The organism is Chryseobacterium sp. DT-167 (assembly GCF_058310155.1).
On the sequence record NZ_JBZEEQ010000036.1, the window covers coordinates 1 to 1,085 of the forward strand.

Here is a 1,085-nt window from a genome sequence, read left to right on the forward strand (position 1 = left end):
GGCCGAGGAGTCGTGGACGGGTCTCGGCGCCGATGGCTCGGACGAGAACGTCATCACGACGGGTCAGACTCTCCCCGTCGGAGCGACGCACCGATACCAGGTGAGGGTCACGTTCGAACTCGCCGACGACATCGCTCCGATCGCGCTCGAGTGCCTTCCCGGCGGTGACGGCGCTGGCGGTCTCTTGAACTCGGCGACCGCTGAGAGCAACGGGACGGCGGCAGAGGATGACGCGTGTGCGTCGGTCCCGCTCTTCGAGTTCTCGAAGGAGATCTCGGACGGCCCCACGCCCAACGGCGACGGCACGTGGACGATCGACTACGAGCTTTTCGTGGAGAACGTCGGTGCCGCTCCGGGCACGTACGACCTCGCGGACCGGCTCCAGTTCGGGAAGGGGATCGAGATCCGGTCGGCCGACATCGCGTCGACGCCGGACGGAGTCGAGGACCCTGCCGGGTGGACCGGACAGGGGGCCGCCGGGTCGGACGCGAACGTCGTCGCGACGGACGCGACGCTCGAGGCGAAGCAATCGCACACGTACCTGGTGCGCGTGGTCGTCTCGATCGACACGGCGGTCGCGACCCCGGGTACCGTGGCCTGTGCTGACGACGGGGCCGGAAGCGGACTCTTCAACACCGCGGGGATGTCGCACAACGGTGAGACGATCACCGACGACGCCTGCGCGGACCTGCCGCTCATCGACATCGTCAAGTCGCTCTCCGGAGCGGTGACACCCGTCGAGGGCGAACCGGGTGTGTACGACGCGGTGTACGAGCTCACGGTCACGAACCGCGGAGCGGGTGCCGGCCAGTACGACCTGAAGGATGAGCTCTCGCCGGGCCAAGGCGTCGAGATCGTCGGCATCCAGGACGTCACGACCGACGCCGCAGATCCGGTCGGGATCAATCCCGACTTCGACGGCGTCGACGATGTACGGATCGTGACGGCGCAGCCGATCACCGGTGCCGAGCCGACCCCCGTCGTGCACACGTACACGGTGACGGTGCGATACGCGCTCGACCTCACAGGAATCGACGTTCCTGAGGACACCACGTGCACGACCGATGACGGTGCCGCCGTACCCG

Annotated in this window: 1 protein-coding gene; it reads left to right on the forward strand. The window is 67.9% G+C overall.

The window, feature by feature from the left end:
- Positions 1-1,085, forward strand: a 1,085-nt coding sequence (locus AC4FQ5_RS19565) for a hypothetical protein (RefSeq protein WP_491146170.1), incomplete at both ends; no start/stop codon positions are given.